Source organism: Paenibacillus peoriae KCTC 3763, from assembly GCF_000236805.1.
Taxonomy (GTDB): Bacteria; Bacillota; Bacilli; order Paenibacillales; family Paenibacillaceae; genus Paenibacillus; species Paenibacillus peoriae.
Genome location: NZ_AGFX01000033.1, coordinates 1 through 8,472 on the forward strand (window position 1 = coordinate 1; position 8,472 = coordinate 8,472).

Genomic DNA, 8,472 nt, shown 5'->3' on the forward strand with positions numbered 1-8,472 from the left:
TCTACCTAAAGGGGATAATATCAAACCAGGAATGTCGCTCTTTTTGATATATTTAACTTGGCTATATAGTTTTTCGAATTCTTTACGTCTCCCTCAGAGCAAATCAACTTCTACGTCGTTATAGTCTAAACTAATAATATGACTGAGCTTTATATGACTCACAATCCAAAGCTGATATTCCAACGATTTTACTGAATTCGTATGACTTAAACCAAAAGGCGGTAGATCCGGCGCCACTACTTCATAACCGTATTTTTGCAGCATTCGTGCATAAGGAACTAACAATCTACCATTACCCCCAGCACCATGAATGAAAATAATTTTTAATCTTGAATGCAAAACAGGCATACGATCCAGATGAATATGAGCATTGTTCCAAGTCGCCAAAGTCTACCTGGGCTTCGCCTGGTCGCCAGTCAAGCTCGAGCGTGCCCTCCTCTGGTATCGGTACTCCCGCAGGCTTTTCACATAGCGCTGACGAGCGGATTGAAACGTCGTAGCCTGTACACTCCTTGTATGAATCATGTGTAGATCCTCGCCATTCATTTCGTTTCTACTATTTTCCTATATACTTATCCAAAAAGCGATCTACTCTTTGGAAATATTCAGTAGGGTAATGATTGATAGCATCGATGTGCTCCGTATTTTGCGGGTACCATGCTTCTGCATCTGGGTTATCTTTTAATGACTCAAAAATTGCTTCTGTATTTTTATAACTAATTTGCTGATCTCCAGTACCATGAATCAGCATAACTGGCTTGTTTTGCATCTTTTTTGCTGCATCCATAGGAGATACGGAATCAAGATCGACCTTCATGATCCATTTCCCCACCCATATCGATGTATAACTGAATGGAAAAGAAGGTAAACCTGAAAAGAAGGGCAAACCCTCTCTCAGAAATATACCTGCATTACGAAAAGGACTATCTGCAATTACAGCTTTGATGTCATCACTTTCACTTGCGGCTAGCAAAGAAGTAGCAGCACCCATTGAAAAGCCAATAACTCCAATTTTATCACCAGCATGGTCTCTGGATTTTAAATAGCTTACAGCTCCAAGCAAATCGTATTTTTCATTGAGGCCAAGAGTAATCAAATTGCCATCGGATTTACCTTGCGAACTGAGGTCAAATGCCAATACATTGTAGCCTTTCGGAACGAAATGCTCTACTAACTTTTGGGTCCGTCCTTTGACTAAACGATTGCTCGTATATCCATGGACGACAACAATCGTCTTATCACTTGATTTACCAGAAAGACCACTTGCAGGAAAGAATGAACCTCTAATCGTATTATCATTTTTCAAACTCTTGAACTCGACCTCTTCGTAGGGAGTTTTATCGATATTCAATTCGTAGCTGACATTAGTGTCTCTCGGATGGTGCAACAAGGTGTCTACTACTTTATAAGATATAAAAAATACAAGAGCCATTACAAGCAAAAGCACGATTCCTAGGCTCCATAAAATTTTCTTCCGTTTTTTCACACGAACGTTAAATGTCAGATCGGGTTGTAATGATGTTTGACTCACTCGGACTCCTCCAGTTTTTCTTTAGGTTGTATGGGTACGAACAAATATAAGGCATGCCCCTTCAAATTTTCCCACTCGGGGTGATGAATACTTTCTCCAAGAGTTAAGGCTATCCCATTTAAGAAAGAGATATAGGCACGAGAGATCATTGCTGGAGAAAAATTTTTGTCGAATTCTCCCATTAACTGTCCCTTAGCATAGACACATTCGATAGTATCTGTCATTACTTTAATACTTTCAAGGATCTTCTGTGTAAGTTCAGGAAATCTTATCCGTTGTCCTAAGACAAATTGAACAAGCCGCAATTCACTTGTATAGAAGTAGATATGATTGAATTGTTCTTCTACCAAGTTCTTAATTATTACGATCGGCGTCCCCTCTTGTTTTAGACAAGCAAGCGATTTCACCTGAATATCAGCAAGCGGCTCAAGGACAGCGGCGTAGAATAAGGCTTCTTTACTTGGGAAATATTGAAAAATGGTTCCAGGAGTCACTCCCACACTCTGCGCAATGAGAGCGGTTGTGGTATTAGAATATCCATTTTCTGCGAATAGGGTAACAGCTTCCTTTAGGATACGATTACGCCGCTCCCGTCTTTTTTCTACATTGATTGGTCTTGCCATATGTGTTCCTCCTCTCTTTAAACTGAATTTTTATTAATTAAATGATCAATCATTTAATTAATAATATATCTTTAATTACGAATTATAGCAAGAGTGAATTCATCTTACTCATGAGTAGGATGAAACTTAGCAAATAAAAACAAGCCGGACGCTGACCAACATGCGCTCCGACTTGTTTATTTCAGGTTATTTGGATGAGTACACGTTCTGGTTTCTTTGAGTAGGGCTTGCTGAACAAATCACCCGCAAACATATGGATAAAAATGTAACATTCTTCCTTGAATACATAACACGCCTTATCAGGCTCAAATCTCTCTCGTATACATGTTCTGATCCTGCAATCGAATCAGTATTTTGCCAAAACGTCCGCCCTCCTGGATAACTACTTTGCCGGATGGATATGCTTGCTCCAAATAGTCAGCAATTATTTCCCGATTCCGCTCATCAACAGGCAGACGGTGATAGCGAAGCCAAGTCAGCGCTTCCTGTAATGCAACTTCTCTGGGGACTTCCGTCGTTTTCGTTTCCCGCGTGATTAGCGATTCGTATGCATAACCTTTAAGATATAGCAGATGTAGCAAATATCCCATTTCCATAGGTTTCGTATGGTAGGGCTGATCGGTGATGAGCGGCCAAATTTCATTCACCAGGCTGTGCTCCGCAGGACTTGCCATCATACTGATATAACAGAACTTTCGAGCACAATGAAGCACCTTCTCCACGCTCTCCCAATTGTGAATGACCGGACACATGGAGACAAAGACGAGATCGAAGGCCTGGTTCCAGCCTTTGGCCCGCACGTCAATATCTTCAAACGGTTCGTGTACAATCTTCACCTGGTCTTCAGCAAACTTCGAGATGTTTTCTTGCAACAATTCGACCAGCGGGGGAGAAGTCTCTATGGCGGTTACACGAGCCCCTCGCTCTGCAAACGGAACCGAGAATACTCCCGAAGCGGCGCCAATATCCAGAACGGAGGCGTTTTCGAATCGAATTCCTTGTCCTTCAAGCCAGTTCATGATCCGTTTGGTTCGTTTTCTTCCCTCTTCGTTAAACGATTGTTCGTTGAAGGTCTTGGCCTTATGATCAAAAGATCTGGCAGGATCGATTCCATTCTTTTTCATCCTGTTGATTTTCAAATCAGACTCGTCTTTCCATGCTTTTTCCCATATCGCTGCATTAAAAAAATCGTTCATGATTATTCCCCACGCTTTCCTTATAGTTTATGGATTCTCCTAAACGAACGGCCTGATACATCCTGCCAAACATGACGACGAGCCCTAACATCCCCATTGCGCCTCCCCGCTTTTCCGGCGGATAAATGGTCATGATTACGTTCATTACAAGCGGCAGCAGCATGCCGGTTCCTATCGCTTGATAATCCGCCCGACCAACAGCACGCCGAATTCCGGCGACATCGCCGAGGTGACCATACCGGTGAAGAACAGACCCATCGCCGACAGAAATATTTGCCGTCTCATCCGTTTCTCCCCCAAGCCTCTGTATTTAGTTCATTGTTGATGACCGCGGCGGCAAACGAGCCTAAAGAGGCGGCAGCAATGGCTTGATGCAATCGCGATGTAGCATCTCCAGCACTATATACACCCGGAACATTCGTTTTCCCGAACTCGTCGACGACGACCGCCCCTGTTTCCGTAATCTGGCATCCGATAGCTCGCGGCAAGTCCGATCCCGTAACTAGCTCCGGTTTGAAAAAGATCCCCCTGCATGGAACGATCGTCCCGTCTTTAAGAACGACTTGCCGCACGATCCCGTCGCTAGAGTCAATGTGCCGGATCGGCGAGTCGAACAGAGGCACTTGATTCCGCTGGAGTTCCTCGCGCTCGGCATCCGTCAGTTCATCGGGGCCATTCGTGCAGACGGTAAAACGGTTCGTCCAACCGGATATAAGCGGAGCGAAATGCATAAGCTCAGCCCCCTTCGTAATAATGACAAGCGGCTGATCCCTTAACTCCCAACCATCGCAGTACGGGCAGACGAAAGCGCTTTTCCCGTATACCTCCGCCAGACCCGGAATGTCCAACGGCCGATCCTTCATGCCGACGGTAAACAATACTTTTTTGCTTGCAAAAGTTTGTCCTTGCTCCGTCTCAATTTGAAATCGGCCGTCGATTCCCGCGATCGACACCGCCATATCCGGCACGAATGATACGGAGGGATAGGCGCCGATCTCTTCCTTCGCAATGCGCCGAAATTCGCCGGGACTTATTCCGTCTCGGGTCAGAAACCCGTGAGTCTCGTGGGTTACAGCGTTACGAGGACGGCCTTCATCGATCACCGCTACATGTTTCCTCGCTCTCCCAAGCACCAGGGCGGCGCTCAACCCAGATGGACCGCCGCCAATAATCGCCACATCAAGAAGCTTTTTATCCATCACAAATCACATCCTCCGCGGATCGATAATATCCATAATTAGAATACAAGAAGTGAATCACTTCTTGCTTACCTCGTGGCTGCGACACTTGAATGCCTCATCCATTACTGACTGAATCGTATGTTCCTGCAAGTATTGGTACAGATGCTGTTCCGCGCCGTTCATAACTTTCTCAACCAAACATTCGTTTTTTTCAGGACGTTTCTGATCCGGTTGTTCAGTTCCCTCTTCCGCTAACAACCGATGCTGACGTGAACTCGAATTCGAGCATTCGAATAACTGCTGTCTTCCTTCAATCACTTGAATCACATCAAGAAACGTAATCTGATCCGCTGGCCGTGCAAGCTCGTAACCGCCGTTCACCCCTGGCACAGCACGTACGATTCCATCCTGCCTCAGCTTGGACATGATTTTGGATAAATAGCTTTCGGAAACACCAAGTGCCGAAGATAATTCCTTGATCCCGACGTTGTTGCAACGCTCCGAGTATCCCAGATGAATTAAGGCGTGTAGGGCATAATCTGTACTTTTGGAGAACTGCAAGTTTCCCTCCTCCCTTCTCAACATTATCATTATTATAGACCCTTTATATCCATGATAAATGATTCAACTCCAAATTGCAATGACATTCTTGATCCGAACTTCGCTTCCAGTGGAAGGCGAATCTGGAAATCACATCAACGGCAAGCTACGACATTTTCTCTTAACCTGGCGAAAAAGCAAGGCATTGATAATGCGCTCATACAACCGTATTCGGGTCATGAAAGCCGTAAATCTTTAGCCGTTTCCTACCTCATCGGAAGAGGATATCATCCGCAACATGCTCATCAAATTGTGGAATCGTGGTGGCATTATCAATAAAACAGGAATGTACAAATGGATCGCCTATGTGGTCCATTTGTACTTTAAAATAAAAGCGATCATGCATACTAAGCATGGTCGCTTTGTTTTTTTCGACAATCGTTAAAAGGTGTCCGTTTTTATTATGAATATCTCCTTTCCAACTCTACACTTACCCAAAGAAAGAATTGCAAGCAATCAAAATAATGATAACTCCGCTTAAGACCGTGCTGAACTGACCTAATGTGAAAGAGCCGATGCGAATCGCCGACATTTTTTGTCCCAGGACCACACCAAGCCAGACCGTGATATAGCTGCCAATTGCCGCAGTCAGAGAGATCGCAAGCGGTGACAGTCCCATCAGACCTGCACCGATCCCATTCGTAACGGCATTAGCGGCAAGTGCAACCCCCAGCACCGCTGCCTCAAGGTATCCTATAGAACCTGATTTATCTTTATCCACCGTTTCGGGATTTTGCAGAATTCCTTCGAGTGATCCGCCTGACGCAGCCTCCCCGACTTCTTCACCATCCTGGCTGGATTCCTGCTTCTTACGCGGTACTGCCAGCAGAATGATGCGGGCACCGACAATGAACAGCAATAACGCTCCAATCAGGACGGGTAATACGCCCGGAAGAATCTTTGCCAGCCACTGACCGGATATGATCCCTGTCATGCTAAGGATAAAACAGATAACCGCAATGATTAAATTTGATAAATAGTTAATACGGATACCCCTAATCCCATAAGATATTCCAACGCCTAAATTATCCAGACTGGATGATATGGCAAAGCCAAAAATTAAAAGCCAAGCAACCATGGGGCTCACTCCTTGTTGTCTGTTTACACTCATACTATTGAGCATATTGCAAAAAGGTGCTCATCATTTCTAAAAATGTTGAGATCCCTTCAACATTTGATTCAACACCAATACAAGGTGAGGTGAACTGCAAATGTCCGATGAAAAGAAAAACGCCACACTGGGTGAGACACTGGTCTCTTTGCTGAAAGAACATTCTTTGTCTATGCGCAAGCTAAGCGCCGCTACCGGCATTGATACGGCCACGATATCGCGGATCGTTAACGGGAAGCAAAGAGCCAAACCTGAACATCTGGAAGCTTTTGCCCTTTATCTTGATGTTCCCTCCGCCCCACTCTTTCAAGCTGCTGGTTATGGCGCCCCCGCTCCCCCAACTCCTCAGAGCCAGCCGAACGATATTTACTCCTCCATCAACAGCATTAAAGAAATCCTTCAAGCCTCCAACCTCATGGACCACCAGTTTACTGCCGAGCAGGTTCAGAAAGAGCTTAGCAAATATGAACCCTATGTCCTAACCGAAGAAGGGGCGCGGATTATCCACAATGACTTTCCCGGTAAAGTAAAAAACGTCAACGGCGCGGGACCGTTCATTGAGGAGCTCAAGAGAATGTATCAGCTCTACAGTAGCGATAACATCACCCTGGAGGAGCGCTCGATCCTCGGCAGCGGCTTGTTGTACTTCGTCTCCGCCACAGATATTATTCCCGATTATGTATTTCCATTAGGTTATCTGGACGATGCGATTGCCGTGCAAATCGTACTGGATCGCCTCCAGGATACGAGGAACAACAAGCCCCAGCCGTAACCGCTTGTTTAGTATGGTTGTTAATACAAGAACTTATGTCATGGATCGGCAAAAAGAGGCTGTCCCTTGTGCAGAGTTCTTTCTGCAAGGTTGACAGCCTCTTTTTCTTTCAGTTCCTCTTTGTTCCACATAAGATTGAAAAAAAATTATCTATATAGTTACTCAATGGAGAAGTCCATAATATTGTTTATTTTTGTTGATCCATTCTTCATTTGGAAAGTCTTTAAAATCATATATAGAACATCTTGTTCTAAGTATTGCCGAAGTTCAATTATATTTTTTTCTTATCATAATGCACTGTTTTTTTAAAAAAGCATTTTAACCGCAGAAATTCGCGGGTATTCGCCGGGATTGTGATTTTTTTGTGATTCAAATAACCATGTTGCCCTCACTCAAATCGGTCTCATCAACAACTTCCTTACAGTTGTATATTGAGGCATACAAAGTAGCAATGATATACTCATATCTGCCTTATCTCCCCATGTAATAAAGTTGCCTTTTTTTCGGAGCCACTGGGTGAGAATGAATTCAGCGGGAAGCTTACTCTTCGAGTTCCGAAAAGTCTGTATATTTTCCGCTCTTGAAGAACCAGCGTCTTCAAAGTCATTCCTAACTGATCAAAAGGCTCTACTTCATTAGAATTGAAAACCCTCGTTTTGGTTACCTTGGGGAGCACCGCCATGATTGCCGACAGCGTTCTGGTTCCCTTTGGGCCATGACCCTGCTCTCAGGAATAGAAAGAGCAGCGGCGATGTCTTTTAAACGCATCGTCCCACAGCTCTCCAGCCACATCAGTCTGGCTTTGTCCCGTTAAGGACTTCTCTCTCTAGGCATTCTACATTTCACGACCTCCATAGTTCAAGTCTCTGAATAATTAGACAAACTGACCGGATAAAAGACATAAACCTTAAACCTTTTACTGAATAAATTACTACTAAGCAACAATATTAAGGCGTCAGCTTTAATATTGTCATAGTTGTATTCAGATTATTGTGCAACTGAGCAGGAGTTGCGTTGGCATTTACCAGTTGTATTGTAGTCGGAACTGTTGTAACGGTTATAATAACCTCAGCTGCGATAGGCCCCCCTCCATTACCTGAGAAAGGTACTGGTGTTATAGGGGCTCCGCTAACAGTGAGATTGAAGTCCGCATTACCTTGGTTGTGAATAGAAAATGAGATGAAGTAGCTCCCCGTCTCGTTAATTGTTATCGTTGGAGACGGAGGAGTAAAAGTAAATGCACCACCAACATTCGCCAAAACCCCAGTAAAGGTAATTGGTGAGTTACCCGGGACTGTGTCAGTCCCCGTACCAGGATCTGCTCGGAAAACACTTAAGAAGTCTGATATCCCGGCGCCCGCAGGCCCTGCCGGTCCTGCGGGTCCTACTGCTCCTGCTGGCCCTGTCGGTCCTGCGGGTCCTACTGCTCCTGCCAGCCCTGTCGATCCTGCGGGTCCT

Annotated in this window: 10 protein-coding genes; 1 reads left to right on the forward strand and 9 read right to left on the reverse strand. The window is 44.8% G+C overall.

The window, feature by feature from the left end; genetic code table 11:
* Positions 1–93 precede the first annotated feature (93 nt).
* The 7 genes from KQI_RS28050 to ytaF all read right to left on the reverse strand — a co-directional run bounded on the left by KQI_RS28050 (position 94) and on the right by ytaF (position 6,209).
* Entirely contained in the window at positions 94–387 is a 294-nt protein-coding gene (locus tag KQI_RS28050) for a lipase family protein (protein ID WP_010348275.1), read from the reverse strand.
* 169 nt (positions 388–556) lie between these two features.
* The gene (locus tag KQI_RS0118090; RefSeq protein WP_010348276.1) at positions 557–1,531 is read right to left on the reverse strand and encodes an alpha/beta hydrolase; all 975 of its coding nucleotides are present in this window, start codon (positions 1,529–1,531) and stop codon (positions 557–559) included.
* On the reverse strand, positions 1,528–2,154 hold the full coding sequence (locus tag KQI_RS0118095; RefSeq protein ID WP_010348277.1) for a TetR/AcrR family transcriptional regulator: 627 nt from the start codon (positions 2,152–2,154) through the stop codon (positions 1,528–1,530). Before KQI_RS0118095 ends, KQI_RS0118090 begins: the two co-directional genes overlap by 4 nt.
* Positions 2,155–2,459: 305 nt before the next feature.
* On the reverse strand, positions 2,460–3,350 hold the full coding sequence (locus KQI_RS0118100; RefSeq protein ID WP_010348278.1) for a class I SAM-dependent methyltransferase: 891 nt from the start codon (positions 3,348–3,350) through the stop codon (positions 2,460–2,462).
* Between the two features lie 281 nt (positions 3,351–3,631).
* Entirely contained in the window at positions 3,632–4,549 is a 918-nt protein-coding gene (locus tag KQI_RS0118115; RefSeq protein ID WP_010348282.1) for an NAD(P)/FAD-dependent oxidoreductase, read from the reverse strand.
* A 57-nt stretch (positions 4,550–4,606) separates the two neighbouring features.
* Positions 4,607–5,092, reverse strand: a complete 486-nt coding sequence (locus KQI_RS0118120) for an RrF2 family transcriptional regulator (RefSeq protein WP_010348283.1) — start codon at positions 5,090–5,092, stop codon at positions 4,607–4,609.
* 469 nt (positions 5,093–5,561) lie between these two features.
* Complete coding sequence (gene ytaF / locus KQI_RS0118130) at positions 5,562–6,209, reverse strand: sporulation membrane protein YtaF (protein ID WP_010348284.1); 648 nt, start codon at positions 6,207–6,209, stop codon at positions 5,562–5,564.
* Positions 6,210–6,342: 133 nt separating this feature from the next.
* Between ytaF and KQI_RS0118135 the strand changes: the two genes are divergently transcribed.
* Positions 6,343–7,014, forward strand: a complete 672-nt coding sequence (locus KQI_RS0118135) for a DUF1232 domain-containing protein (protein WP_010348286.1) — start codon at positions 6,343–6,345, stop codon at positions 7,012–7,014.
* A 660-nt stretch (positions 7,015–7,674) separates the two neighbouring features.
* On the opposite strand, the gene KQI_RS29835 is transcribed toward KQI_RS0118135, so the two are convergent.
* On the reverse strand, positions 7,675–7,806 hold the full coding sequence (locus KQI_RS29835; protein WP_422120971.1) for a phage terminase small subunit-related protein: 132 nt from the start codon (positions 7,804–7,806) through the stop codon (positions 7,675–7,677).
* A 155-nt stretch (positions 7,807–7,961) separates the two neighbouring features.
* Positions 7,962–8,472 (reverse strand): hypothetical protein (locus KQI_RS27115; RefSeq protein ID WP_010348288.1); only part of this gene is annotated, 511 nt, incomplete at its 5' end.